General features: G+C 73.4%; 24 protein-coding genes. 7 read left to right on the top strand and 17 right to left on the bottom strand.

The annotated features are described in order from the left end of the window. From ACOBQB_RS34670 to sigE, 3 genes are all read right to left on the bottom strand, one after another. The gene (locus ACOBQB_RS34670; RefSeq protein ID WP_423597524.1) at nucleotides 1–2,199 is read right to left on the bottom strand and encodes a trypsin-like peptidase domain-containing protein; all 2,199 of its coding nucleotides are present in this window, start codon (nucleotides 2,197–2,199) and stop codon (nucleotides 1–3) included. A gap of 144 nt (nucleotides 2,200–2,343) precedes the next feature. Continuing rightward, on the bottom strand, nucleotides 2,344–3,375 hold the full coding sequence (locus ACOBQB_RS34665; RefSeq protein WP_423597522.1) for an anti-sigma factor family protein: 1,032 nt from the start codon (nucleotides 3,373–3,375) through the stop codon (nucleotides 2,344–2,346). Beyond that, nucleotides 3,372–4,145 carry an RNA polymerase sigma factor SigE gene (gene sigE, locus ACOBQB_RS34660; protein ID WP_423597520.1) on the bottom strand — a complete coding sequence of 258 codons (774 nt, stop codon included), beginning with the start codon at nucleotides 4,143–4,145 and terminating at the stop codon, nucleotides 3,372–3,374. The genes ACOBQB_RS34665 and sigE overlap by 4 nt, the downstream gene beginning before the upstream one ends. A 153-nt stretch (nucleotides 4,146–4,298) precedes the next feature. On the opposite strand from sigE, the gene ACOBQB_RS34655 reads away from it, so the two are divergent. Then, complete coding sequence (locus tag ACOBQB_RS34655; RefSeq protein WP_423598957.1) at nucleotides 4,299–4,997, top strand: O-methyltransferase; 699 nt, start codon at nucleotides 4,299–4,301, stop codon at nucleotides 4,995–4,997. A gap of 296 nt (nucleotides 4,998–5,293) precedes the next feature. On the opposite strand, the gene ACOBQB_RS34650 is transcribed toward ACOBQB_RS34655, so the two are convergent. Further along, a complete protein-coding gene (locus ACOBQB_RS34650) occupies nucleotides 5,294–5,461 on the bottom strand; it encodes a DUF3117 domain-containing protein (RefSeq protein WP_003966491.1) in 168 nt (55 codons plus the stop codon). Continuing rightward, a complete protein-coding gene (locus ACOBQB_RS34645; protein WP_423597518.1) occupies nucleotides 5,449–5,730 on the bottom strand; it encodes a hypothetical protein in 282 nt (93 codons plus the stop codon). The genes ACOBQB_RS34650 and ACOBQB_RS34645 overlap by 13 nt, the downstream gene beginning before the upstream one ends. Before the next feature lie 38 nt (nucleotides 5,731–5,768). Here ACOBQB_RS34645 and ACOBQB_RS34640 point away from each other — a divergent pair, with 38 nt between their 5' ends. Next, nucleotides 5,769–6,569, top strand: a complete 801-nt coding sequence (locus ACOBQB_RS34640) for an enoyl-CoA hydratase/isomerase family protein (protein ID WP_423597516.1) — start codon at nucleotides 5,769–5,771, stop codon at nucleotides 6,567–6,569. A 17-nt stretch (nucleotides 6,570–6,586) separates the two neighbouring features. Here ACOBQB_RS34640 and ACOBQB_RS34635 read toward each other — a convergent pair whose 3' ends face one another. Both ACOBQB_RS34635 and ACOBQB_RS34630 read right to left on the bottom strand, forming a co-directional pair. Further along, on the bottom strand, nucleotides 6,587–7,189 hold the full coding sequence (locus ACOBQB_RS34635) for a DNA-3-methyladenine glycosylase I (RefSeq protein ID WP_423598955.1): 603 nt from the start codon (nucleotides 7,187–7,189) through the stop codon (nucleotides 6,587–6,589). An 8-nt stretch (nucleotides 7,190–7,197) separates the two neighbouring features. Then, the gene (locus ACOBQB_RS34630) at nucleotides 7,198–7,623 is read right to left on the bottom strand and encodes a DivIVA domain-containing protein (protein ID WP_423597514.1); all 426 of its coding nucleotides are present in this window, start codon (nucleotides 7,621–7,623) and stop codon (nucleotides 7,198–7,200) included. 135 nt (nucleotides 7,624–7,758) lie between these two features. Here ACOBQB_RS34630 and folP point away from each other — a divergent pair, with 135 nt between their 5' ends. Next, nucleotides 7,759–8,619, top strand: coding sequence for a dihydropteroate synthase (folP, locus tag ACOBQB_RS34625; protein WP_423597512.1), 861 nt, complete (start codon nucleotides 7,759–7,761; stop codon nucleotides 8,617–8,619). A gap of 391 nt (nucleotides 8,620–9,010) precedes the next feature. Here the strand turns inward: folP and ACOBQB_RS34620 are convergent, their stop codons facing one another. Together ACOBQB_RS34620 and dapE are read right to left on the bottom strand one after the other, a co-directional pair. After that, nucleotides 9,011–9,778: a TIGR00730 family Rossman fold protein gene (locus ACOBQB_RS34620; RefSeq protein WP_423597510.1), complete on the bottom strand. Its 768-nt coding sequence runs from the start codon at nucleotides 9,776–9,778 to the stop codon at nucleotides 9,011–9,013. A gap of 137 nt (nucleotides 9,779–9,915) precedes the next feature. Further along, a complete protein-coding gene (dapE, locus tag ACOBQB_RS34615; protein ID WP_423597508.1) occupies nucleotides 9,916–11,004 on the bottom strand; it encodes a succinyl-diaminopimelate desuccinylase in 1,089 nt (362 codons plus the stop codon). A 73-nt stretch (nucleotides 11,005–11,077) separates the two neighbouring features. Between dapE and ACOBQB_RS34610 the strand changes: the two genes are divergently transcribed. Next, complete coding sequence (locus tag ACOBQB_RS34610; protein ID WP_423597506.1) at nucleotides 11,078–11,986, top strand: heavy metal transporter; 909 nt, start codon at nucleotides 11,078–11,080, stop codon at nucleotides 11,984–11,986. A gap of 327 nt (nucleotides 11,987–12,313) precedes the next feature. Further along, entirely contained in the window at nucleotides 12,314–12,742 is a 429-nt protein-coding gene (locus ACOBQB_RS34605; RefSeq protein ID WP_423597504.1) for an ATP-binding protein, read from the top strand. A gap of 72 nt (nucleotides 12,743–12,814) precedes the next feature. Here the strand turns inward: ACOBQB_RS34605 and ACOBQB_RS34600 are convergent, their stop codons facing one another. Continuing rightward, complete coding sequence (locus ACOBQB_RS34600) at nucleotides 12,815–13,909, bottom strand: bifunctional succinyldiaminopimelate transaminase/glutamate-prephenate aminotransferase (protein ID WP_423597502.1); 1,095 nt, start codon at nucleotides 13,907–13,909, stop codon at nucleotides 12,815–12,817. A 116-nt stretch (nucleotides 13,910–14,025) separates the two neighbouring features. After that, the gene (gene fdxA, locus ACOBQB_RS34595) at nucleotides 14,026–14,346 is read right to left on the bottom strand and encodes a ferredoxin (RefSeq protein WP_018089397.1); all 321 of its coding nucleotides are present in this window, start codon (nucleotides 14,344–14,346) and stop codon (nucleotides 14,026–14,028) included. Between the two features lie 143 nt (nucleotides 14,347–14,489). Here fdxA and ACOBQB_RS34590 point away from each other — a divergent pair, with 143 nt between their 5' ends. Together ACOBQB_RS34590 and ACOBQB_RS34585 are read left to right on the top strand one after the other, a co-directional pair. After that, a complete protein-coding gene (locus tag ACOBQB_RS34590; protein WP_423597499.1) occupies nucleotides 14,490–15,491 on the top strand; it encodes a GNAT family N-acetyltransferase in 1,002 nt (333 codons plus the stop codon). A gap of 117 nt (nucleotides 15,492–15,608) precedes the next feature. Next, nucleotides 15,609–16,457, top strand: a complete 849-nt coding sequence (locus ACOBQB_RS34585; RefSeq protein WP_423597497.1) for a tetratricopeptide repeat protein — start codon at nucleotides 15,609–15,611, stop codon at nucleotides 16,455–16,457. 939 nt (nucleotides 16,458–17,396) lie between these two features. Here ACOBQB_RS34585 and ACOBQB_RS34580 read toward each other — a convergent pair. From ACOBQB_RS34580 to ACOBQB_RS34555, 6 genes are all read right to left on the bottom strand, one after another. Beyond that, nucleotides 17,397–18,047 (bottom strand): response regulator transcription factor, encoded by a 651-nt coding sequence (locus ACOBQB_RS34580; RefSeq protein ID WP_423597495.1) that lies wholly within the window; start codon nucleotides 18,045–18,047, stop codon nucleotides 17,397–17,399. Beyond that, nucleotides 18,044–19,201, bottom strand: coding sequence for a sensor histidine kinase (locus ACOBQB_RS34575; RefSeq protein ID WP_423598953.1), 1,158 nt, complete (start codon nucleotides 19,199–19,201; stop codon nucleotides 18,044–18,046). The genes ACOBQB_RS34580 and ACOBQB_RS34575 overlap by 4 nt, the downstream gene beginning before the upstream one ends. Nucleotides 19,202–19,260: 59 nt before the next feature. Then, nucleotides 19,261–20,022: an ABC transporter permease gene (locus ACOBQB_RS34570; RefSeq protein ID WP_423597493.1), complete on the bottom strand. Its 762-nt coding sequence runs from the start codon at nucleotides 20,020–20,022 to the stop codon at nucleotides 19,261–19,263. Next, nucleotides 20,016–20,954 carry an ABC transporter ATP-binding protein gene (locus ACOBQB_RS34565; protein ID WP_423597491.1) on the bottom strand — a complete coding sequence of 313 codons (939 nt, stop codon included), beginning with the start codon at nucleotides 20,952–20,954 and terminating at the stop codon, nucleotides 20,016–20,018. The genes ACOBQB_RS34570 and ACOBQB_RS34565 overlap by 7 nt, the downstream gene beginning before the upstream one ends. Nucleotides 20,955–21,151: 197 nt before the next feature. Further along, nucleotides 21,152–23,302, bottom strand: a complete 2,151-nt coding sequence (locus tag ACOBQB_RS34560; RefSeq protein ID WP_423597489.1) for a hypothetical protein — start codon at nucleotides 23,300–23,302, stop codon at nucleotides 21,152–21,154. Between the two features lie 165 nt (nucleotides 23,303–23,467). Continuing rightward, nucleotides 23,468–23,872 carry a DUF6113 family protein gene (locus ACOBQB_RS34555; protein WP_423598951.1) on the bottom strand — a complete coding sequence of 135 codons (405 nt, stop codon included), beginning with the start codon at nucleotides 23,870–23,872 and terminating at the stop codon, nucleotides 23,468–23,470. Between the last annotated feature and the right edge of the window lie 47 nt (nucleotides 23,873–23,919).

The following is a 23,919-nucleotide window of genomic DNA, read 5'->3' as shown; positions in this document are numbered from 1 at the left end:
TCAGTCCCCGTCCGCCGAGCCGAGCACCAGGGTGACCTCGCGGTCCCGGCCGTCGCGCTCGATGGTCAGGTCCAGGCGGTCCTTGGGCCGGTGGGCACGGACCTTGACGATCAGTTCGTCGCTGGAGTGCACGGGCGCGCCGTCCACCTCGGTGATGATGTCGCCCGGCTTGAGGCCCGCCTTGTCGCCGGGGCCGTCGGCGTTGACCGCGGGGCCGCCGTTCTTGCCCTTGTCGGCGATGCGGGCGCCGTCGCCGCTGAACTGGGTGTCGAGCGTGACGCCGATCACGGGGTGTGTCGCCTTGCCGAAGTTGATCAGCTCTTCGGCGACGCGCTTGCCCTGGTTGATGGGGATGGCGAAGCCGAGGCCGATGGAGCCGGCCTGGCCGCCTTTCATGTCCGAGCCGTCGCCGGCGGAGCGGATGGCGCTGTTGATGCCGATGACGCGTGCCTTGGAGTCGACCAGTGGGCCGCCGGAGTTGCCGGGGTTGATGGGGGCGTCGGTCTGGAGCGCGTCCACGTAACTGACGTCGCTGCCGTCGCCCTTCTCGCCGCCGGCGGTGATGGGCCGCTCCTTGGCGCTGATGATCCCGGAGGTCACGGTGTTCGCCAGGTCGAAGGGGGCGCCGATGGCCACGACGGGGTCGCCGACCTGAACGTTCTCGGAGTTGCCGAGGGTCAGGGGCTTCAGGCCCCGTACGTCGGTGACCTTGACGACCGCGAGGTCGTAACCGGAGTCGCGGCCGATCATCTTCGCCTCGGCACTCTCGCCGCCGCTGAAGGTCACCGATATCTCGCCGCCGGTGCCCGCGGGCTCGACGACGTGGTTGTTGGTGAGGATGTGGCCCTTGCGGTCGAGGACGAACCCGGTGCCGGTGCCCTGCGCCGAGTCACCGCTGACGTGCAGGGTCACGACGCCGGGCAGGGCCGCGGCGGCGATGCCGGCCACGCTGCCCTTGGGGCGGTCGGCGGACTCCGAGCCGACCTGCGGGAGTTCGACCTCGCCGACGCCGTTGCGCTCCAGGTACGAGCCGAGGGCGCCGCCGATGAGGCCGGACACCAACGCGATGAGGACGACCCCGACGACGACGAGCCGCTTGGCCCGCTTGCGCTGCTTCTCCCGCGTCTCCGGGGGCAGCGAGCCGATCTGCTGAAGCGGTTGGTTCCACGGGTCATACGGCTGCCGGTGCCCCGCCCCCTGAACAGCCTGGGGCTGCCCTGCCTGAGGCTGCCCTGCACGAGGCGCGGAAGCCTGAGGGTGCGGGGCAGGAGCCTGGCCGTGCGGAGCGGGGGCGTGCGGGGCAGGAGCCTGGCCGTGCGGGGCGCCGCCATAGGGGGTGGGCGTGGGGGCGGCTGCGCCGAGCGGGGGCGGTGTGGTGCCGTGCATCGGGGCGGGGCCCTGGGTGCCGTGCGGGGGCGTCGCTCCAGGCGCCGGCGTCAGGTCGGGCGTGCCATGCGGGGGCGTGCCGCCGTGCATCGAGGCGGGGCCCTGGGTGCCGTGCGGGGGCGTCGCTCCAGGCGCCGGCGTCAGGTCGGGCGTGCCATGCGGGGGCGTGCCGCCGTGCATCGAGGCGGGGCCCTGGGTGCCGTGCGGGGGCGTGCCGTTCTGGGGGGTCGCAGGGAGCGTGGTGCCGTGGGCCGGGGTCGCCGCCGGGTGCTGCACCGGGGGTGCGGGCGCCCAGGGGCCCGGCTCGCCGTACGGCGGCGTGCTGTACGGGTCGGGATCGTGCAGGGGACGGGGCCGCTCGACCTGCGTGGACGAGGCGGCGCCCGCGGGCTGCACCGTGTCCGGGCCGGTGCCCCGCGCGGGCACGGCAGGGCCCTGTCCGGCCTGGACCGCCCCCGGCCGCGGGGCCACGGGCCGCTCCAGGGGCTGGCCCTGAGCGAAGGCCCCGGTGTGGCCGGTGGCGGACTGCTCCAGGGGCTGACCCTGTGCGAAGGCCCCGGTGTGGCCGGTGGCGGACTGCTCCGTACCCGTGGCGGGGGTGCCCTGCGCGGGCACGGCAGGGCCCTGTCCGGCCTGGACCGCCCCCGGCCGCGGGGCCACGGGCCGCTCCGGGGGCTGACCCTGCCCGAAGGCCCCGGTGTGGCCGGTGGCGGGATGTTCCGGCTCTGTCGGGGGTGGCTGATGCGTGGTCCCCGGCGATTCCTGCCGGGGACGGCTCCACCACTTGGCCTTCGTGGGCCTGCCCTCGTCCATGCTCTCCCCGCAACTGGCCCTCGGCGGACGCCGATTACATGCTCGAACCCCGCGCCCGCCAAATCCCCCCGGCAGGCACGGCCCACCGAGATTCAACCAGGTTCCCGCGCCGAAGCGCAGGGCACCGTTCCTTCGGCCGTCGCTTCACCGGGCCCGCGAGGTGCCAGGCAGAGGGCCCGACCCCGGGGGCGTGGCGGCCGCGTCGGTGACGGCGGCAGTCTCCAACGGATCCGCACCCGTGCCGAGAGGCCCCACCGCGGGCGGCCGGGCCAGGCCGGGCGTCGCTGGAGACCGGCGGTCCGGCTGCGGCGGGCGTATCAGCGGGGAGATCGTGGCGGCGCCCGCCAGCATCGGCGCCGTCAGTTCGTACACCGCGTCGTGGGCGCGGGGCGGCCTCGCGGTCCCGGGCAGCAGCGGGCCCGTCACCTCGGTCGGGGCGACCGGGGCGGACAGGGCGCCGGGGCGCTGGCCCTGGGCCGACAGCGGATTGCCGGCGCCGCGGCGCCGGACGGAGTCGGAGGTCGCGGCGACGCCCGAGCCCTGGGTCCGCTGCGGCGTCACATTGCTGTTGGCCTTGGAACCGCTGGCCCTGGGGTCGCCGGTATCGGCGGGGACGCCCGCCGTGACCCCGCCCAGCGCGATGGCCGCCAGCGACACCGCGCCCGCCGCGGCGAACGCGAAGCGCCGTCCTCGCCAGAGCGAGCGGTCGCCGTCGTGCCGGGTGACGCCGTGGATGCGGAAGCCGCGCCCCTCGCCGGGCAGCACCGCGGCGTGGACGCCCGAAGGGTCGTACGCCACGAAGGACTCGGTGCTCACGCCGAAGAGCCCGGTCCGCGGCAGTCCGGCGGAACCGGTGGATCCGGTGGCGAAGCCGTCCCCGCCGCCGGTGGGCCCGGGGCCGTCGGGCGGCTCCGTGCCGCCCGCTGGGAGGCCTTGGAGGCGGGCGAGGAAACTCTCGGAGGGCGGCGGCAGCGCCGCCTGCGCGAAAACGCTCTTCAGGCGACGCTGGGCGTCGGCCTCGGTCTTGCACATCGGGCACGTCGCCAGATGCGCGAGGACGCGCTCGCGCGCGTCATGGCCCAACTCCCCGTCCACCAGGGCGGCGAGTCGGTCCCCCAGATGCTGCTCGGCGTCGGCCAGATGCCGCTCGGCAGGATTCGACCGTGATCCACTCACGCGGTCGCGCCCCCTCCTCCCAGCGCCAGAGCCCCCGTGACCGCGAGCGAACGACGCTCGGCGCGGGCCTCGGGAGAGCGGTGCTGGAGGGCCTTGCGCAGCTGCGAGCGGCCCCGGTGGATACGGCTGCGGACCGTACCGAGCTTCACGCCGAGGGTGGCGGCGATCTCCTCGTACGAAAGGCCCTCGATGTCGCAGAGGACCACGGCGGCGCGGAATTCGGGCGCGAGGGTGTCGAGCGCCTGCTGGACGTCCGCGTCGAAGTGCGTGTCGTTGAACACCTGCTGGGGCGATGGCTCGCGGCTCGGCAGGCGCTCCGCCGCGTCCTCCCCGAGGGCGTCGAAGCGGATGCGCTGCTTGCGGCGCACCATGTCAAGGAAGAGGTTCGTGGTGATGCGGTGCAGCCAGCCCTCGAACGTGCCGGGGGTGTAGGTCGAGAGGGACCGGAAGACACGGACGAAGACCTCTTGGGTGAGGTCCTCGGCATCGTGCTGATTGCCGGTCAGGCGATACGCCAGGCGGTATACGCGGCCGCTGTGCGTGCTGACGATCTCCTCCCAGGTGGGCGGAGTCCACGCCTGCGATTCCGCGTCAGCGGCAAAGGTCGCGGTCTGAGCGGAGTCGTTGGCACGGATGCGGTCAGCGGTGTCGGTCACGGATTTCGGCTCACCCGCCAATCCGAGAAAACGCCGGAGCGCTCCTCCCCGATCCGCGGACGCAGCCGCACCTCCCCTGTCGGCTCTGGTGGTGTCCAGTGGAGCCCCTACCATAACCACCTCGCCCGTTAGCTCCGGATAAGCGTTTTTACGTGAATTTGGTACGGGCTTCTCCGCGGCTGTCCTGCCGCTGCGACGCGCCCACTTCCGGTCTCGGTCCATCAGTGCCCCCCGCTGTCTTCCCACCCCCTGTAAACGCGCGGTCCCATCTGCGGGTTCCCGGCACCAACGGATACAGTCACGGCCAGGCAACCACGGGGACAGGAGAGGGCCATTACCGGCAACCGGCAGACGAGCTGGGCGTTCGCCGACGCCTTTGTCGCCGAGGACGAGGCGGTGCGCTGGGCCCGGGACCGGGCCCGGGAGGCAGGGCTGCCCTCGGTGTCGCCCGGCACCGGCGCCGCGCTGCGGATGCTCGCCGCCACGGTTGACGCGAAAGCGGTGGCCGAGATCGGTACCGGCACGGGTGTGTCGGGGATTCACCTGCTGCACGGCATGCGGCCCGACGGCGTGCTGACCACCGTCGACCCCGAGCCGGACCGCCAGCAGTTCGCCCGTCAGGCCTTCCGCGCCGCCGGGTTCGCGGGCAACCGCGCGCGCTTCATCCCGGGGCGGGCCCTGGACGTCCTGCCGCGCCTCGCGGACGGCGGTTACGACCTCGTGTTCTGCGACGGCGACCGCGTGGAGTCCATGGAGTACCTCGCTGAATCGTTGCGCCTGCTGCGGCCGGGCGGTCTCGTCTGTTTCGAGGGTGCCTTCGCGGACGGCAGGACCGTGGACTCCGGGCCGCAGCCGGTCGAGGTGCTGCACCTGCGGGAGCTGTTGCGCACCGTGCGGGAGAGTCCGGACCTGGTGACGTCGCTGCTGCCGGTGGGGGACGGGCTGCTCTGCGCCGTCAAGCGGTAGCGCTGCGCCGGCTTGGGCGGTTCTCTGTTCTGCGCGATGGGGGCTGGCGGCGGGGCGGCGGCTGTGGTTTGTCACATGCGGGCCGGTTGTGGCTGGTCGCGCAGTTCCCCGCGCCCCTTTCGGGGCCTGACGCACGCACTCCGGTGCGGGTTGTCCGTGGCTGAGCGCGCAGTTTCCCGCGTCCCTTCAATGCCTGCGGCCGAGCCTCAGGCCCGCGCCCCTTCCGGGGTGGGTACAGCACTGCCCCGGATCGGCTTCGCGGATCCGGGGCAGTGAAAAAGTGTGGCGCTTGCGCGTCAGCCGACGACCTTCTTCAGAGCGTCGCCGAGTGCGTCGGCCTCGTCCGGAGTGAGTTCGACGACAAGTCGTCCGCCGCCTTCGAGCGGAACGCGCATGACGATGCCCCGCCCCTCCTTGGTCACCTCGAGCGGGCCGTCGCCCGTCCGCGGCTTCATGGCCGCCATGCTCGTTCCCCTTCCTGAAACCAGCTCATCGCAGCCGACAACCCAGGTGTCACCGGCATCGAACACATTGCTTCCAGGTCATTATCCCGCATGGCGGGACCCGATGACCAACATCGGCCGGCATCGCTTGCGCAACGCGCGCCCGCAAAACCACCCAATTCGCCGATGTGGCTGCGATACTTCGCCGCCCCATACGCCTCACAGACCCGAAATTCTTTGACGCAGGTCACATATCCGGCCTCATGCCGGACCTCGATGATCTCCGTCATGCTGAAGTCCACGTACTGGACCGACGGAGGGGAACACCATGGCCGACAGCGTGCTCTACGAAGTGAGCGACGGACTCGCGACGATCACGATCAACCGTCCCGAGGCGATGAACGCCATGAACGCGGAGGCCAAGGTCGCCCTGCGGGAGGCCGCGCGGTCGGCCGCCGAGGACACCGCCGTGCGCGCCGTTCTGCTCACCGCGACCGGGCGCGCCTTCTGTGTGGGGCAGGACCTCAAGGAGCACATCGGCTCCCTCGCGGCGGACCGCCAGGCCGGCACCGGCCAGACCATGAGCACGGTCAGGGAGCACTACAACCCCATCGTGCGGGCGCTGGCGGGCATGCCGAAGCCGGTCGTGGCCGGGGTGAACGGCGTCGCCGCCGGCGCGGGCCTCGGCTTCGCGCTCGCCGCCGACTACCGCGTGGTCGCGGACACCGCCGCGTTCAACACGTCCTTCGCCGGGGTGGCCCTGACCGCCGACTCGGGCGTCTCCTGGACGCTGCCGCGCGTGGTCGGCCCCGGCCGCGCCGCCGACCTGCTGCTCTTCCCGCGCAACATCAGCGCCCAGGAGGCCTACGAGCTGGGCATCGCCAACAAGGTCGTCCCCACGGCCGAGCTGGCCGCCGAGGCCGCGAAGGTGGCCCGCGCCCTGGCCGAGGGCCCGACCCTCGCCTACGCGGCACTCAAGGAGTCCCTCGCCTACGCTGCGGGCCACTCCCTGGACGAGGCGCTGGACAAGGAGGACGAACTCCAGAGCCGGGCGGGCGCGTCGGAGGACCACACGATCGCCGTGCAGGCCTTCATCGCCAAGCAGAAGCCGCAGTACCTGGGCCGTTGACCGAAGTACTTGGGCCGTTAATTCGTGCGGGTCGGGCGCGACGCCTCGCGGGCCACGCAGTCCGCGAGGTGGTCGTCGACCAGGCCGCAGGCCTGCATGAGGGCGTACGCCGTGGTGGGGCCGACGAAGCGGATGCCGCGCTTCTTGAGGGCCTTGGACAGGGCGATGGACTCGGGCGTGATCGGCGGCACGTCGGAGAGCGCCTTCGGGGCCGGGCGCGAGGCCGGGTCCGGGGCGAACGACCAGATCAGCCCGTCCAGTTCGCCCTCGGGCCAGTCGGCGAGCACGCGCGCGTTGGCGAGGGTCGCGTCGATCTTGGCGCGGTTGCGGATGATCCCCGGGTCGGCGAGGAGCCGCTCGCGGTCCTCGTCGGTGAACTCCGCGACCGAGGCGATCTCGAAGCCGGCGAAGGCCGCGCGGAAGCCCTCGCGGCGGCGCAGGATCGTGATCCAGGAGAGGCCGGACTGGAAGGCCTCCAGGCAGAGCCGTTCGTAGAGCGCGTCGTCGCCGTGGACCGGGCGGCCCCATTCGTCGTCGTGGTACGCGACGTAGTCCTCGGTGGACAGGCCCCAGGGGCAGCGCAGCGCCCCGTCCGGACCCGGGACCGCGCCGCTTTCGATCTCGGTGCTCACTGGCCGTCGTCGCCCTTCTGGTCCTGCGCCTGAGCGGTGCCCTCGGCCTTGTCGTCGGCGGCCGCCTCGCGCGGGCGCGGGTCGTACCCCTCGAAGAGGGCGGGGCCCGCGACCGCCGTGGCCTGGGCGCCCGCCAGGGCGGCCTCCAGCTCGGCGATGCGGGCGTCCCGCTCGGCCAGCTCGGCACCGACGCGGCCGAGCACGTCGTCCACCTCGCCCATGTGATAGCCGCGCAGGGTCGTCGGGAAGCGCACCGCGTCGACATCGGCCCGGCGCAGCGGCCGGTCGACGGGCAGCGGGTCGGTGAACCGCTCGGGCGGGGCGTCGGGCAGGGCGGCGCTCTCGCCGCCACCGACCACGGCGAGGGTCACCGCGCCGACCACCACCACGAGGGCGATGACCAGGAACAAGAACAAGACCATGTCGTCAGGCCCCCACGCTCTGCTGCCGTGCTGAAACTGTCGCTGAAACTGTCAGGGTCCGATCGTGCCATGCGGCTGTGACAGTTAAGGTCGCAGGCGGCCGAACGCGACGAGGACCCAGGAGGGCCACAGGGGATGCTCAGGCTTGGCAGGCGCGAGTTCGACGCGCACGAACCGGTGATCATGGCGATCGTCAACCGGACCCCGGACTCCTTCTACGACCAGGGCGCCACCTTCCGCGACGAACCCGCGCTCGCCCGGGTGGAGCGGGCGGTGGCCGAGGGCGCCGCCGTCATCGACATCGGCGGGGTCAAGGCGGGCCCCGGCGAGGAGGTGACGGCCGAGGAGGAGGCGCGCCGCACGGTCGGCTTCGTCGCCGAGGTGCGCAGGCGGTTCCCCGAGGTGGTGATCAGCGTCGACACGTGGCGGCACGACGTCGGCGAGGCGGTCTGCGAGGCCGGCGCCGACCTGCTCAACGACGCCTGGGGCGGTGTCGACCCCAAGCTCGCGGAGGTCGCCGCGCGGTACGGGGTGGGGCTGGTGTGCACGCACGCGGGCGGCGCCGAGCCGCGTACGAGGCCGCACCGCGTCACGTACGACGACGTGATGGCCGACATCCTGCGCGTGACGGTGGGTCTGGCCGAACGCGCGGTCGAGCTGGGCGTCCCGCGCGAGTCCGTGCTGATCGACCCGGGGCACGACTTCGGCAAGAACACCCGGCACAGCCTCGAAGCGACCCGCAGGCTCGGCGAGATGGTGGAGACGGGCTGGCCGGTGCTGGTCTCCCTGTCCAACAAGGACTTCGTGGGCGAGACCCTGGACAAGCCCGTCAAGGAGCGCGTGCTCGGCACGCTGGCGACGACGGCGGTCTCGGCGTGGCTCGGCGCGCAGGTCTACCGCGTGCACGAGGTCGCGGAGACCAAGCAGGTGCTCGACATGGTGGCGACGATCGCGGGCCACCGCCCACCGGCCGTGGCCCGCCGAGGACTGGCCTGAGAAACCACGCCAGCCCAGCCGGCCCGGCGGAGCCCGGCACAGCCGCGTGAGGCTCGGGGGCCGCGCCCGCGCCGAGCGGTGCGAGGCGGCACGAAGGAATGGCCGTGGTGGCGACGGCCACGGGGCACCGGCCCCCGACCGTGGCCGGGCGGGGCCGGCCTGAGAAACCACGCCGGCCCAGCCGGCCCGGCGGAGTCCGGCACAGCCGCGTGAGGCCCGGGGGCCGCGCCCGCGCCGAGCGGTGCGAGGCGGCACGAAGGAATGGCCGTGGTGGCGACGGCCACGGGGCACCGGCCGCCGACCGTGGCCGGGCGGGGGCTGGCCTGAGAGACCGCGTCCGCCCCCGGCGGTCGGCCGCCGGGGGCTTGCCTGAACTCCCCCTACGGGGGAGCTACTTTCCGACTTCCTTGGTCACCAGGGAGATCGCCTCTTCCACGTCGTCCGTGACGTGGAAGAGCAACAGGTCGGCCTCCGAGGCCTTGCCCTGGGCGATGACCGTGTTCTTCAGCCAGTCGATCAGGCCGCTCCAGTACCGCGAGCCGAAGAGGACGATCGGGAAGCGCGTCACCTTGCGGGTCTGTACGAGGGTCAGCGCTTCGAACAGTTCGTCCAGCGTGCCGAGGCCGCCGGGCAGCACCACGAACCCTTGTGCGTACTTCACGAACATCGTCTTGCGGACAAAGAAGTAGCGGAAGTTCACGCCGATGTCGACGTAGGGGTTCAGGCCCTGCTCGAAGGGGAGCTCGATGCCGAGGCCGACCGAGGTGCCCTTCGCCTCTACCGCGCCCTGGTTGGCGGCCTGCATGGCGCCGGGCCCGCCGCCCGTGATGACGGCGAAGCCGGCCTCCACGAGCGCCTTGCCGATCTCCACCCCGGCCGCGTACTCCGGTGAGCCCACGGGTGTGCGGGCCGAGCCGAAGACGCTGATGGCGGGCGGGAGTTCGGCGAGGGTGCCGAAGCCCTCGATGAACTCCGACTGGATGCGCAGGACCCGCCAGGGGTCGGTGTGCACCCACTCGGAGGGTCCCGCGGAGTCGAGGAGACGCTGATCGGTGGTGCCTGCCTGGACCTTGTCGCGCCGGCGCAGCACCGGGCCGAGCCGCTGCTCCTCGGGACGCTTCCTGGCAGCGGGGGCACCACTGTTATCGGGACTTGTCATCGTCTGCTCCCTCCATGCGTGCGTGACTCACAGCGTAGGTCTACGCGGGTTACGCCCGAGGGACCTCGGGAGGACCGGCCCCGAAGCCCGCTCCGAAGCCGCTCCGAAGCCGCCTACGAAGCCGCCTACGAAGCCGCCTACGACGTCAGCCAGGACCGCAGCCGCTCCTCCGCCTCCGGGATCAGCGACGCCTTCACGCGCTCGTCGATCTTGTGGGCGAGCAGCGGGTCTCCGGGGCTGAAGTTCACCGCGGGTACACCGAGCGCGCTGAAGCGGGACACGTCCGTCCAGCCGAACTTGGGGCGGGCCTCGCCGCCGACGGCCGCCATGAACGCGGCGGCCGCCGGGTGGGTCAGACCCGGGCGGGCCGGGCCCGTGTGGTCGTCGACGATGAACTCGTCGACGCCGCAGTCCGCGAAGTAGTCCCGTACGAAGGCGAGGGCGTCCTCCTCGCTGCGGTCGGGCGCGTAGCGGAAGTTGACCGTGACCGTGCACTCGTCGGGGATGACGTTGGTGGCGACGCCGCCCTCGATGCGGACGGCGTTGAGGCCCTCGTGGAACTGGAGGCCCTCGACGACCGGCTTGCGCGGTTCGTACGCGGCGAGCTTCGTCAGGATCGGGGTGGCCGCATGGATGGCGTTGGAGCCCATCCAGGCGCGCGCGGAGTGCGCCCGTACGCCCTTGGTCTTCAGCAGGACCCGCAGCGTGCCCTGGCAGCCGCCTTCGACCTGGCCGTCGGTGGGCTCCAGGAGGACCGCGAAGTCGCCCGCGAGCCAGTCGGGGTGGGCCGCGGCGACGTGCCCGAGGCCGTTGAGGTGCGCGGCCACTTCTTCGTTGTCGTAGAAGACGAAGGTGAGGTCGCGGTTGGGCTCGGTCACCGTCTGGGCGATCCGCAGCTGGACGGCGACGCCCGACTTCATGTCGCAGGTGCCGCAGCCCCACAGGACGCCGTCCTCGTCGAGGCGGGACGGCACATTGGGAGGGTTGTCCGCGATCGGCACCGTGTCGATGTGCCCGGCGAGGACGACCCGCTCGGCGCGGCCGAGGTTCGTGCGGGCCACCACGTTGTTGCCGTGCCGGTCGACCGTGAGGTGCGAAAGGCCGCGCAGGGCCGTCTCGATGGCGTCGGCGAGGTCCTTCTCCGAGCCGCTCGGGGACGGGAAGTCGACGAGCCGGGCGGTCAGCTCGGCGGCGTCCAGCGTGAGGTCAAGCGGGGTCTGAGGCATGCGGAAGACCCTAACGTCACAGGAACTCCTGAGGGCGCGTCGGCCTGTCAGTGGACTCCAGTACCTTGGACGCGTGCCTGAGCCCCCCGCCCTCCTCCTCCGGCGCGGCCGCCTGAGCCGTCTCACGACCGCGGTCGTCGTGCTGCTCGCCGTAGCGGGCTATGTGGCGGTCCAGTACGTCTACGGGGGCAAGCCCTCGCCCCGGTGCACGGTGGTGTCGGCGAACGACGACGGCGCCTCGTACGAGTTCACGGCGGAGCAGGCGCAGAACGCCGCGACGGTCGCCGCCGTCGGCACCTCGCGCGGCATGCCCGAGCGCGCCGTGACCATCGCCCTGGCGACCGCGCTCCAGGAGTCCGGGCTGCGCAACATCCGGCACGGCGACCGGGATTCGCTCGGCCTCTTCCAGCAGCGCCCCACGCAGGGCTGGGGCGATGAGCGCCAGATCATGGACCCGGCGTACTCGGCGGGCCGTTTCTACGAGCATCTCGCCGAGGTCCCCGGTTATTCGCGGCTGCCGCTGACGGTCGCCGCGCAGCGCGTGCAGCGCAGCGGCTATCCACAGGCCTACGCCAAGCACGAGCCGGACGCCGTGCTGCTCGCCGCCGCGCTCACCGGCCGCGCGCCCGCCACGTTCACCTGCGAGGGCCGCCCGGGCCCGGATCCCGGCGGCCCGGCGAGGGTGCGGGCCGCGCTCGTGCGCGACTTCGGCCGCGAGGTGCGGCCGAAGGCGGGTCGGGGGCGCACGGTGACGGTCCCGGTGCCCGCCACGGCCGCCGCCGACGGCAGGGCCCCGCAGCGGGGCTGGGAGCTGGCGCACTGGGCGGTGGCGCACTCCTCGGCGCTGCGGGTCGAGCGCGTCTCGTACGGCGGGCGGGAGTGGCGCGCCTCGGACTCCGGGGCGTGGCGCACGGTGCGCCGGGACGGGGCCGCGGGGCCCGGCGGCGCCACGGACGAGGTCCGAATCGTCACTGGGCAGTAGTGCGGCCGGTCCCCCGATCGGGGGACGGCGAGCACGGCGGGGCGGCGCGCCGCCCGGAATTCCCGCGGGCCTGCCACGGCATCCGCGAAATCCTTGCGGGCCAAGAGGATTAAGGATTCGGCAGCGCATCGGAAACGCGAGCTTTTTGCCCGTTTTTATCCAGAGCCGATAATGCGACGCATTGCCAACTCTTTACGTTGGCGCACCGCAACCTTCGCGGACTTCGAGCGGTAGTCACTGTGTCCGATCGCCGGAAGCCATCCGGTGGGACGCCGGAGCCGATCCGGCCGGACACCCCAACGTTCTCTCCCCGTCTGAAGGAGCATCATGTCCCTCCCCCTGACCCGCCGGATCGCCCGCGCCGCGCTGCTCAGCGCAGCAGGCGCAGCTTCCGTGGTCGGTGCGGCCGGCTCCGCGAGCGCCGTTGGCCTGCCTGCCGCCCCCGACCTGGGCGGGCTGACCGCGCTGGACGGCGCCGGCCTCGGCAACACCGTCGACAGCGCCGCCCAGAAGACCACCAAGGTCGCCGGCGACACCGGCAGCAAGGCCGTGAAGAAGGGCGTCCCGACCGCGGGCAAGGTCGTCGGCAAGAGCGCCAAGACCGCGACCCCCGCCGCGCAGAAGGCCGCCGGTGAGGTCGCGGGCAGCGCCGGCGAGGTGGTCGGCGAGACGGCGGGCACGGCCACCGGCGCCGGTCTGCCCACCGACTCGGTGGCCAAGGGCGGCCTGCCGACCCAGGGCCTGCCCCTCGGCTGAGCCGCCGTCCCTCATGACGCGGGGCCCGGAGCCATCGGCTCCGGGCCCCGCGTCATGCTCAAGGGGGCGGGCTCATCCCAGGCGCTCGACCGCCGCGGCCACCCGCTCGTCCGTCGCCGTGAGGGCCACGCGTACGAAGCGGTCGCCCGCCGGGCCGTAGAAGTCGCCGGGCGCCACCAGGATGCCGCGCTCGGCGAGGTGGCCGACGGTGTCCCAGCAGGACTCCTCGCGCGTCGCCCACAGGTACAGGCTCGCCTCGCTGTGCTCGATGCGGAAGCCGTGCTTCAGGAGGGCGTCGCGCAGGGCGGCGCGCCGGGCCGCGTACCGCTCGCGCTGCTCGCGGACGTGCTCGTCGTCGCCGAGCGCCGCGACGACGGCGGCCTGGGTCGGCGCGGAGGTCATCATGCCGCCGTGCTTGCGGATCTGGAGCAGGTCGCCGAGGACGGCCGCGTCACCGGCGATGAACGCGGCGCGGTAGCCCGCGAGGTTCGACCGCTTGGAGAGCGAGTGGACGGCGACGATCCCCTCGAACGAGCCGCCGCACACGTCCGGGTGCAGCACCGAGACCGGGTCGGCCTCCCAGCCGAGCTCCAGGTAGCACTCGTCGCTGACCAGGAGCACGCCGTGCTCGCGCGCCCAGGCGACGGTGCGGGTCAACTCGTCGCGCGTGAGGACCCGGCCGGTCGGATTGGAGGGGGAGTTGAGCCACAGGAGCTTGAGGCGGGTGGGGTCGAGGTCCGTGGGCTCGTCGTAGGCCACGTGGTCGGCGCGGGCGAGCCGGGCGCCCACCTCGTACGTGGGGTAGGCGAGGCGCGGGTGGGCGACGACGTCGCCGGGGCCGAGGCCCAACTGCGTGGGGAGCCACGCCACCAGCTCCTTGGAGCCGACGACCGGCAGGACCTCGCGGTGCGTGATGTCCCGTACGCCAAGACGCCGCCGGCACCAGCCGGTGATCGCGTCACGCAGTTCGGCGGTGCCCCACACGGTCGGATAACCCGGGGAGTCGGCCGCCCCGATCAGGGCCTTCTGGATCAGCTCGGGGACCGGGTCGACCGGCGTGCCGACGGACAGGTCGACGATGCCGCCCGGGTGCGCGGCCGCCGTGGCCTTGTAGGGCTCCAGCTTGTCCCAGGGGAAGGCGGGAAGCCGATCGGAGACTGCGGACACGTGCTCACTCCCGTGGTGCGCTTGTACGTCGGGGCGTCTCGCGCGCCCCCGTGGAAACACCTCGGCCCCGTACGCGGGACGTGCCGTACGGGACCGGGGCGGTGATCGGGTTGCCGTTACTGGTTCTGCGGCGGCAGTGCGGCGATGAAGGGGTGGTCACGCTCGATCAGGCCGAGCTTGCTCGCACCACCGGGCGAACCGAGCTCGTCGAAGAACTCGACGTTCGCCTTGTAGTAGTCCTTCCACTCCTCAGGAGTGTCGTCCTCATAGAAGATCGCCTCGACCGGGCAGACCGGTTCGCAGGCACCACAGTCGACGCATTCGTCCGGGTGGATGTACAAGGACCGGGAGCCCTCGTAAATGCAGTCGACCGGGCACTCCTCGATGCACGCCTTGTCCTTGACGTCGACACAAGGCTGCGCGATGACGTAGGTCACGCTGTCGTTCCTCCTCGATACGGGCGCTGGCGGGCCGTCCTCAGGCTCCGCTCGCCTGGCGCGCGGGAGCGCGGCGTCGTCGATGCCCGCCCCTAGTATCTCCGTTCCTGGGCATGATCCGAACAGGAGGGGCGTACAGAGCTGTGGAATTCACTGCGGGCGGACGGCTTGAGGTCCGCATCACCCCTGCTGACGTGGGAAAACGCGTCTCCGTTCGTTGCTTGCGTGAGGCGTCATCACCTGGCGGCAAGTTCACCGACACGGTCGGTGTTCTCACATCGTGGACCGGAGGTGTGGTGCTCATCACACGACGGGACGGCGAGAGCGTCCGCATTCCGGAACAGTCGCTGGTCGCGGGAAAGGTCGTGCCGTCCGCGCCGGCGCGCCGCCGGGGGCCCGCCGCCTCGTACGCGGAGCTGGCCCGGGTCTGTGCGCGGGCCTGGCAGCCGGTGGAGAGCGAGCGGCTCGGCGACTGGGAGCTGCGGGCCGCCTCCGGGTTCACGCGGCGCGCCAACTCGGTGCTGCCGCTGGGCGATCCGGGACGGCCGCTGGATGAGGCGCTGACGTACGTACGCGAGTGGTACGCGGCGCGCCACCTGCCTGCCTACGTGCAGACCGCGACCGGCGCCGAGGGCACGCAGGAGGTGCTCTGCGCCGAGTTGGAGGCGCGCGGGTGGGAGCGCGAGGTGAGCGCCGAGCTGCACGTCTGCGCTCTCGCGCCGGTCGCGGATCTGGACGTGGACGTGTCGCGCGTAGACCTGTCCCGGTCCTGCGACGAGGCGTGGTTGCGGCGGTACGGGCGGGCCGGGGACTTGGCACCTCATGTGCCCAAGGTGCTGGCGAGCGGGCCCTCGGTGTGGTTCGCTTCCGTGCCCGGGAGCGGTGACTCCACGGCCGCGATCGGGCGGTGCGTGGTGGACGGGCGCTGGGCCGGGTTCATGGCGGTCGAGGTGGACCCGGAGCACCGGCGGCAGGGACTCGCCACCGCGGTGATGGCCGCGCTGGCCCGACAGGCCCTGTCCGACGGCGCGTCGGCGGCCTGGCTCCAGGTCGAGGACGGCAACGACGGCGCGCGGGCGCTGTACGGCCGGATGGGCTTCGCGGCACATCACGCCTACCACCACTACCGGCACGGCGGGTCCTGAGCGGGACGGACCGGCGAGGCGGCACGGCCCGGCGGGCGGAACGGCACGGCGGGCCCGAACAGGACGGCCCGGCGGCAGAACGGCACGGCACGGCACGGAAAGCAGCCCGGCTAGGGCATGAGACACGAGGCACGTATGCACGCGGAGTCCGGCGAATGGCGGCGGCGGTTCGCCGAAGAGGCACGGTCCGAACGGCCCGGACTCGCCCTGCTGTGCCTGCTGATCGGCGCGGAGGCCGACCCCGCCCTGGACGAGGCGGGCATCGACGCCGCCGAGATCGAGCTGGACCGGCTCGCGGGGCTGCTGCCCTTCAGGCCCGGCGGCCCGCGCGCGTGGGCTACCGCGATGGCTGAACTCCTCGGTGAGCGGTGCGGGTTCGAAGGGACGCCGGGCGACTACCAGCGGCTGGAGTCCTCCCTGCTGCACCAGGTGCTGCGGCGCCGCAGAGGGCTGCCCATCCTGCTCTCCGTGGTGTGGATGGAGGTGGCGCGGCGGGCGGGCGCCCCGGTGTACGGGGTGGCACTACCGGGCCACTTCGTGGTCGGCTTCGGGCCCCGGGACGACCAGGTGCTCGCCGACCCGTTCGACGGCGGGCGGCTGCTGACCGGGCAGGACGCGGAGCTGCTGGTGGCGGGGACCGCGGGCACCGGTATCCAGCCGTCGATGCTGACGCCCGCCGATCCGCTGAACATCGTGCAGCGCATCCTGAACAACATCCGCGCCTGGGCCGCCGCGCGCCCCGAGCGCTCGGAGGTCGCGCTGTGGGCCCTCGACCTCTCCCTGCTCCTGCCCGCGCACCCGGCGCGCCTGCGCTACGAACGCGCCCAACTCCTCGTCCAGCGCGGCGACTTCCTCGGCGGCGCGGCGGAGCTCGACGAGTACGCCGACGTGGTCACGGCCGTGGAACCCACCACGGCGGAGCGCGTACGCCAGCAGGCACGGGCGGCCCGGGCCATGCTGAACTGAGCGAACGACAAGCGGAACGGTCCGCGCACGGCCACCGGGGCCGGGCCGCCGCCCTCGGCGGGCAGCGGGGCTTCGGGGGCGGCAGCCGGGTGACCGCCGACAGGCGGGACCGCACGCCGCTGAGCCGAGCCAACACCAAGCGGAACAGGCCGCGCACGGACACCAGGGCCGGGCCGCCCGCCCTCGCCACACCTCTGCGGACAGCGGGGCGTCAGACGCAGCCGGATGACCGCCGACAGGCGGGACCGCGCGCCGCCGAGCCGAGCCAACACCAAGCGGAACAGGCCGCGCACGGACACCAGGGCCGGGCCGCCCGCCCTCGCCACACCCCTGCGGACAGCGGGGCGTCAGACGCAGCCGGATGACCGCCGACAGGCGGGACCGCACGCCGCTGAGCCGAGCCAACACCAAGCGGAACAGGCCGCGCACGGACACCAGGGCCGGGCCGCCCGCCCTCGCCACACCCCTGCGGACAGCGGGGCGTCAGACGCAGCCGGATGACCGCCGACAGGCGGGACCGCACGCCGCCGAGCCGAGCCAACACCAAGCGGAACAGGCCGCGCACGGACACCAGGGCCGGGTCGCCGGCCCCGCCGAAGGCTTCGGCGGACATCGCGGGTTCACGGGCAGCCGGGTGACCGACGGCGGGCGCAGGTCCGGCGCGCGCGGACGCCACTGAACCGGGCAAGCGGCAAGCGGAACGGCCCGCGCAGGGCCACCAGGCCCGGGCCGCCCGCCCCCCGCCGAACACCTCGGCGGACAGTGCGGGTTCAGACGCGACCGCGCGCCCGGAGCGTGCGGTGGGCGCCGCTGAGCTGAGCGGGCGGCAAGCTGGACAGGCCGCGCCGGCCGCTGGCCTCGCCGAAGGCCCCGGTGCTCAGTGGCCGGGTGATCGACGGCGGGCGCGGGCGCCCCTGAACCGGGTGGGGCGGGCGTCGGTCAGAGCCAGCCCTTGTCGCGGGCCGTCCTGACCGCCTCCGTGCGGTTGCGGACGGCGAGCTTCTGTATGGCCGTCGAGAGGTAGTTGCGGACCGTGCCCTGGGAGAGGTGCAGGGCGGCGGCCAGCTCGGCGTTGGTGGCTCCGTCGGCCGCGGCCCGCAGGACCTCGCGCTCGCGGTCGGTGAGGGGGTTCGCGCCCTCCGCGAGGGCGGCCGCCGCCAGCGTCGGGTCGATGACCCGCTCCCCCGCGAGGACCTTGCGCACCGCCGCCGCGAGCTGGGCGGCCGGGGCGTCCTTGACGAGAAACGCGTCGGCGCCGGACTCCATGGCGCTGCGCAGGTAGCCGGGGCGGCCGAAGGTCGTGAGAATCACGATCTTCACGTCGGGGCAGGCGGCGTGCAGTTCGGCCGCCGCCTCGATGCCCGTGCACCCGGGCATCTCGATGTCGAGCAGCGCCACGTCCACCGCGTGGGCGCGGGCCGCCGCGAGCACCTCGTCGCCGCGGGCCGCCTGGGCGACCACCTCCATGTCCGGCTCCAGGCCGAGCAGCGCCGCGAGGGCCTCGCGGACCATCGACTGGTCCTCGGCGAGGAGCACCCTGATCGTCGCGCTCCCGTCCCCTGCCACCCCGTGGCCGTCCTCGCTGGTCATGAGGGGGATCCTACGGCCGCCCCGGTCATCGGGACGCGGGCCGCCAGGCGGAAGCCCCGGCGGCCCGCCGGGCCCGTCTCCAGGGCGCCGCCGACCGCCTCCACGCGCTCGGCGAGGCCCGTCAGGCCGTTGCCCGCGGCCGTGCCCGGGCCGCCCACGCCGTCGTCCTCCACGGACAGTTCCAGGAGCGGCCCGGCGAGGGTCTGGCGGGCCGCGAACGCCACCGTGCAGCGCCGGGCGCCGCTGTGCCGCACGACGTTGGTCACGGCCTCCCGCAGCGCCCAGGCGAGCGCCGCCTCGCCGTCCTCGCCGGGCAGTTCGGCGGGCGCCTGGGGCGGGACGTCCGCCTCGATGCCCGCGGCGGTCAGTGCCGTGCGGGCGCCCGCCAGCTCGCCGGCCAGGGTGCGCCTGCGGTACCCGGAGACGGCCTCGCGGACGTCCACCAGGGCCTGGCGGCTGACCTGTTCGATGTCGGCGACCTGCTGGGCGGCCTTGCCGGGGTGGTCGGGCAGCATCCGCCCGGCCAGCTCGCTCTTGAGCGTGATCAGGGAGAGCGAGTGGCCGAGCAGGTCGTGCAGGTCCCGGGCCAGCCGCAGCCGCTCCTCGTTGGCGGCGAGCTGGGCGACGGTGGCCCGTGCCTGGCGCAGCTGGATCGTCGTACGCACCAACTGGCGTACGCCGCTCATCGCGAAGCCGGTGAGGACGCTGAGGATCGCGAGGTTGCCGAGGAGGTCCTGGAGGCTGTCGGTGCGCAGGCCCACCCCGATCAGCACGGCGGTGACCGCCGGGATGAGCCACGCCGCGTGCCGCAGCGGCAGCACCGCACCCGCGGCCACGGAGACGTAGACGAACAGCCCGAGCCAGTTGGTGCCGAAGCTGAAGGCGAGGATCACCGCCAGGACGAACTGCGCCGCGAACCAGCCGTGCACCCTGCCCCAGTCGAGCACCCGTGTGGTGTACCGGAAGACGAGCGCGAGGTAGCAGACCACGAAGACCGACAGGCCCAGCCAGCCCAGCGCGGTGGCCGCGGTGCCGCGCTCCGCCGTCAGCAGGTCTCGCACGGGGCTCGCCATGAAAACCAGCCAGACGCCGATCCACAGGGACTTGGCGAGGATCTGGCGGCGGTCGTGGACGGGCCGGCCGAAGGTGTGCAGCGGGTGGGCCTCTTCGAGGCGGTCGATGGCGCGCGCGTCCTCGGCGCGGGGGATCTCGCTCACGCCTTCAGTGTGTCCTTCCGGTACAGCCACGCCGCGCCACCCGCGAAGAGGAGGAAGTAGGCGACCAGCAGGGTGACGTCCTTCGCGTGCGGGGCGTCGCCCAGTTCGATGGCCTGCCCGAGGGCAGCGTACGCGTGGGTGGGCAGCCAGGACGCGACGTCCCGCAGCCACTGCGGGAAGGTCGTCGTGGGCATCCACAGGCCGCCGAGGAGGGAGAGCCCGAAGTAGACGATCATCGTGATCGGGCGGACCGCGTCACCGGAGGCGAGATAGCCGATGGCCACGCCGAGCGCCGCGAAGCAGAGGCTGCCCGCCCAGATCGCACCGGTCAGCGCCAGCCACTGCCAGGCCTCGAAGCGGACGTCCTTGAAGACCGCGGCGACGACGAACACCACGACGATGGACGGCAGGCTGACCACGGCCGCGCTCGCCGTCTTGGCCAGCACATAGCCGCGGCCGGGCAGCGTCGTCAGGCGCAGCTGCCGCACCCAGCCGCTCTCCCGTTCCTTGGCGATGCGCTCGCTGTTGCCCATCAGGACGGCGGTGAGGGCGCCGAAGGACGCCATCGACACCATCATGAACGCGGGTACGGACAGACCCGAGCCGTCGTCGACCTCGTCGGAGGCGCCCTGGGTGCCCGCGATGATCAGGAACAGCAGCGAGGGGTAGAGGACGGAGAAGAAGAGGAACTTGCGGTTGCGCAGGGCGCGGGTGATCTCCAGCCGGACCAGGGCCCAGGACGTCAAGGTGTTCAGCATGCCGACTTGGCCTCCTCGGCCGCGGTGATCGCCACGAAGGCCTGCTCCAGGCCCAGTCCGGCGACTTCGAGGTGGTGGGGGTAGACGCCGAGTCCGTACAGCGCGTGCACGGTCGCGTCGGCGTCGGTGGACTGGAGGCGGACGGTGTGCCCGGCGACGTCCAGCGACGTCAGGAACGGCAGCTGCCCGAGGCGCGCGGCCAGCTCGGCGTCGATCTCCGCGAGGTCGAAGGAGACCTTGCGGGCGCCCGCCTTCGCCTTGATCTCGGCGGCGGTGCCGTCGGCGAGGAGGCGGCCGCGGTGCAGGACCAGGACGCGGTCGGCGATGGCGTCGGCCTCCTCCAGGTAGTGCGTGGCGAAGACCACCGCGCGGCCCTGGTCCGCCTGCTCCCGCATGGTGGCCCAGAAGGCCTGACGGGCGGTGACGTCCATGCCGGTGGTCGGCTCGTCCAGGACGATGAGGTCGTTCGCGCCGGCCGTGGCGAGCGCGAAGCGCACCCGCTGCTCCTGGCCGCCGGAGAGCTTGTCGACCTTGCGGTCGGCGATGTGGGTGATGCCCGCGCGGGCGAGCACGTCGCTCGCGCGGTGGCGCCTCGGGTGCAGGGCGCAGGCCAGTTCGACCATCTCGCGCACGGTGACCTCGCCCATCAGGCCGCCGCTCTGGAGCATGGCGCCGACCCGGCCGTCGGTGATGGCCTCGCGCGGGCTCGTCCCGAAGACGCGGACGGTGCCGCTGTCCGGGCGCCGCAGGCCGAGCAGCAGGTCGAGGGCGGAGGACTTGCCCGCGCCGTTGGGGCCGAGGAGCGCCACCGTCTCGCCGGAGCGCAGGTCGAGCGTGAGGCCGTCCACGGCGCGGACGTCGCCGTAGGACTTGGTCACCCGCTCGAAGCTGACCGCGCTGGTGGCCGCGGGTGGTGCTGTGGTCGTCGTCATGCCGACCATCGTGACAAAAGCGCAGGTGGGGGCGGCAGTGCCGGGAGTGATGTCTCCGGGATGACAGATGTCATGCCGGAGGCCGGACGGTTCGCCCGGTCACCTGGGCGGGCCGTCCGGCCTCCTCGCGACGTACGGGCGTACGGGCGTACGGGCGTACGGGCGTACGGGCGTACTGGCGTACTGGCGTACGAGGATCAGTCGGCGTTCGTCTCGATCACACCGATGCGCTCGGCGGGCGTCTTGCCGAGCAGCGCCTTGTTCATGGCACCGGCCACGTCCGTGGGCTGGACGGGTGTCTTATCGCCATTGCCGCGCTGGACCAGGACGCCATCGAAGATGTTGCCGTACAGCTTCTTGAGCTCTTCGAGGTTGTAGTGCGGCTGGAGGGTGCCGTGGTCGGTGGCCCTCGCCTCCAGGATCTTCGGCAGGGACCTCGCCGGGCCGAACGGGATCTCCCGGCCGCCCGCCTTGATCGTGACGTTGGCGGACATGGCCGGCTTCGCGAAGCGGGTCATGAACTTGTCGACCTCGGTCTTGGAGACCGTCGGCTTGCGGGTGGTGACCGGCACCTGGACGGCGCCCGCGCCGCCCGTCTCGACCTGCTTCTTGTACGCCTGCGCGACGGCGGTCGTCGATGCGTCGGCGTCGATGCCCTTGCCTGCCCTGCCGTAGACGGGGACGGCCTTGCCGGGCAGGAACTTGACCGTGCCGTCCTGCGCCGAGCCCGAGCCGCCCGCGGCGCGCTCCAGGGCGGCCGCCAGCTTCTCCTCGTCGACCGGCATGACCGGCTCGACGACGCGCTGGTTGCCGAGGAGCGAGCCGATCACGGAGACGGGGTTGTAGTCGCTGCCGGCCGCCGCGCGGACGGTGGCCTGGCTGTCCAGGGTCAGGCCGGCCTGGTCGGGCTTGAGCGTGACCGTTTCGCCGCCCACCGCAAGCTTCAGGGGCTTGGCGACGCGCGCGCCGAGGGCGTCGTCGAGCTTCTTGACGGCCTCGTCACGGGTGCCGCCGCCGATGTCGACGCCGAGCACCGTGGTGCCCTTCGGCACGTCCGCGTGATTCATCAACAGGCCCGCGCCGTACGCCCCACAGGCCACGACGACCACGGCGGCCGCGAGGAGGACGAGCTTGTTGCGGCCCTTCTTCTTCTTTGCGGGCGCGGCGGGCGTGGCGGGCGGCACGTCGGAGCGCACCGGCTCCGGCAGCTTCGGCGGGGTGTGCGACATCGCGCCGTCGCCCTGCGGACCGGCCGGGAAGGGGGAGTTGTCCTGCGTGGGCGGCACGACGGGGATGCCGCTGGTCAGCGTGTCCCCGGAGACGTTGGTGCCCGGCGTCGGGGCGCCGGGGCCGCCGGGCAGCGAGCCGGGGCCGCCCGCGGGCGGACGGGGACCGCCGGGGGGCGGCGAGCCGGGCCCGCCCTTCTGCGGCGTCAGGATGGCGGTGTCGTCGCTCATGACACCCGAACGCGGCGGGCCCCCCGCGGGACCACCGGAGCCGCCGGGACCGCCAGGTCCGCTGACGCCGCCGGGACCCGAGGGCCGGGCGCCGGGCGCGGCCAGCGGGCTGTCACCCGTCACCGGGCCGCCCGTCGGGCCCGCGGGCCCCCTGGAGTCCCGCCCGTCCCGGGAGCCGCCGGAACCGGCGCCAGGTCCCTGGGAGAAGTACGGCAGGTCGCCGCCCTGCGGCGCCCCCGAGCCGAGGGGACCCGACGCCACGGCGCCGGACACGTCGAAGGAGCCCGAACCGGAGCCGCCGGGGCCGCCGGAGCCACCCTGGCCGCCCGGACCGTTCGCGGGCGAGCCGCCGCCCGCCGCACCGCTCTCGTTCCGCGCGGGCCTGCGCGGCGCGAACCAGTCGCTGGTCTTCTCCTCCGAGCCGCCGGAGCCACCGGAGCCGCTGGAGCCCGCGCCGCCGGAACCACCCGCACCGCTCTCACCGGGGACCGGCCCGGCATCGCCGCCGCTGCCGGCACCGCCGCCGAAACCGGAACCCTGGGAGCCGGAGCCGCCGCTCGCGTCCGCCGCGCCGGGAGCCCCTGGCGCACCGTCACGGCGGCTCTCGCCATCCGAACGGTCCGCACGCGGGGCGTCGCCCCGGGAGCCGCCCTCGTCACCGACGGGCGTCCGCATGACGACCGGCGGGATGGGCCGGGAACCGGGGATGTTGATCCGGATGCGGGTGGTCAGCGTGGTCTGGGTCTCGGGTTCGCCGGGCCGCCCGCCGTCCGCGCCGCCATCCGCGGCAGCGCCCTGCGCGGGGGAGCCGTACGGCGGCGTCCCCGAGGGGTATGCGGCTCCACCGCGCCCCTGGGGCCCGGAGGACGAACTGTCAGTTTCACGACTCAAGGCAGGTTCTCCTGGTTGACTCCGCCGCCCGTCTCGACCTCATCCGGGGTCCCCCCGGCCGGAGGTTGGGGGAGGCTCGGCGGCCGCACCACCATACTGGCCGCCGTCGGCGCTCATCCTGTGACCGGCGTCAAACCCGTGCGGGACACGGGCTGAAGTGGTACGTCACTTGCCAAGTCGGGCGGTGGGCGGGCCCGGTTGCGGCCGCTGCCCGAGCGTGGCGCACATCACAGCCACCGCCATGCCGCCGAGCAGGAAGCCGTACGAGCCGAGGCCCGCGCCGAAGAGGAAGTCCCCCTCGGGTCTGGTGGCGGTGAGCAGCATGACGGCTACCAGCCAGCCGGCGGCGGCCGCGACGGCCCCCGCCTTCGTGCCGACCGCGCGCGCCCCGCCGTAGAAGGCACCGGAGGCGCCGAGGAGGGCGAGCAGCAACCCGGCGGGGAAGAAGCCGCCTTGGACGAGCGCGCCCGCGACGCCGACGACGGCGCCGAGCACGAACAGCGCGGCGTACACGGCGAGTCGCCCCGCCCTCAGGGGCTGGGCGAGGAAGCTCCCCGCGGGCGCCTGCACCGAGGGGTCGGGTCCCGAAGCGGAAGCCGCCCCGGAGGCCTTGGCGG

Source organism: Streptomyces sp. G5(2025) (assembly GCF_049542075.1).
Lineage (GTDB): Bacteria > Actinomycetota > Actinomycetes > Streptomycetales > Streptomycetaceae > Streptomyces.
Note: the sequence above shows the minus strand (reverse complement) of the source record. Positions and strands in the feature narration are given on the sequence as shown.

Excerpts from the sequence above, each read along its gene's own strand:
- ACOBQB_RS34670 (WP_423597524.1), bottom strand. The coding sequence starts at position 2,199 with ATGGACGAGGGCAGGCCCACGAAGGCCAAGTGGTGGAGCCGTCCCCGG.
- sigE (WP_423597520.1), bottom strand. The coding sequence starts at position 4,145 with ATGGTAGGGGCTCCACTGGACACCACCAGAGCCGACAGGGGAGGTGCG.
- ACOBQB_RS34650 (WP_003966491.1), bottom strand. The coding sequence starts at position 5,461 with ATGGCGGCCATGAAGCCGCGGACGGGCGACGGCCCGCTCGAGGTGACC.
- ACOBQB_RS34645 (WP_423597518.1), bottom strand. The coding sequence starts at position 5,730 with ATGACGGAGATCATCGAGGTCCGGCATGAGGCCGGATATGTGACCTGC.
- ACOBQB_RS34640 (WP_423597516.1), top strand. The coding sequence starts at position 5,769 with ATGGCCGACAGCGTGCTCTACGAAGTGAGCGACGGACTCGCGACGATC.
- ACOBQB_RS34630 (WP_423597514.1), bottom strand. The coding sequence starts at position 7,623 with ATGGTCTTGTTCTTGTTCCTGGTCATCGCCCTCGTGGTGGTGGTCGGC.
- folP (WP_423597512.1), top strand. The coding sequence starts at position 7,759 with ATGCTCAGGCTTGGCAGGCGCGAGTTCGACGCGCACGAACCGGTGATC.
- ACOBQB_RS34620 (WP_423597510.1), bottom strand. The coding sequence starts at position 9,778 with ATGACAAGTCCCGATAACAGTGGTGCCCCCGCTGCCAGGAAGCGTCCC.
- dapE (WP_423597508.1), bottom strand. The coding sequence starts at position 11,004 with ATGCCTCAGACCCCGCTTGACCTCACGCTGGACGCCGCCGAGCTGACC.
- ACOBQB_RS34605 (WP_423597504.1), top strand. The coding sequence starts at position 12,314 with ATGTCCCTCCCCCTGACCCGCCGGATCGCCCGCGCCGCGCTGCTCAGC.
- ACOBQB_RS34585 (WP_423597497.1), top strand. The coding sequence starts at position 15,609 with ATGAGACACGAGGCACGTATGCACGCGGAGTCCGGCGAATGGCGGCGG.
- ACOBQB_RS34580 (WP_423597495.1), bottom strand. The coding sequence starts at position 18,047 with ATGACCAGCGAGGACGGCCACGGGGTGGCAGGGGACGGGAGCGCGACG.
- ACOBQB_RS34570 (WP_423597493.1), bottom strand. The coding sequence starts at position 20,022 with ATGCTGAACACCTTGACGTCCTGGGCCCTGGTCCGGCTGGAGATCACC.
- ACOBQB_RS34565 (WP_423597491.1), bottom strand. The coding sequence starts at position 20,954 with ATGACGACGACCACAGCACCACCCGCGGCCACCAGCGCGGTCAGCTTC.